Genomic DNA, 264 nt, shown 5'->3' on the forward strand with positions numbered 1-264 from the left:
GGAAAAGAACATTTCATACTTTAAATCCTGCCATGTTATTAAAAGAGGGGAAGCCTGCTCTTATTTATGGAACAATGGGTGGAGAAGGCCAACCACAAACGCAAGCTGCACTAGTTACGAGAATTGTAGATTATGGCATGAATGTGCAGGAGGCTATTGAAGCACCAAGATGGCTTTACGGCCGAACATGGGGAGCAACCTCGAATCGTTTAAAGGTAGAATGTCGAATCCCTCAAGATGTATGTAATGAATTAAGAAGCTTAG

1 protein-coding gene is annotated in these 264 nt (G+C 42.0%); it reads left to right on the forward strand.

The window, feature by feature from the left end; genetic code table 11:
* Nucleotides 1-264, forward strand: a 264-nt coding sequence (locus R2R70_RS20880; RefSeq protein ID WP_410979032.1) for a gamma-glutamyltransferase, incomplete at both ends; no start/stop codon positions are given.

Origin of the sequence: Cobetia sp. SIMBA_158, assembly GCF_046566945.1 — a bacterium.
In the GTDB taxonomy this organism is placed as follows: Bacteria; Pseudomonadota; Gammaproteobacteria; order Pseudomonadales; family Halomonadaceae; genus Cobetia; species Cobetia amphilecti.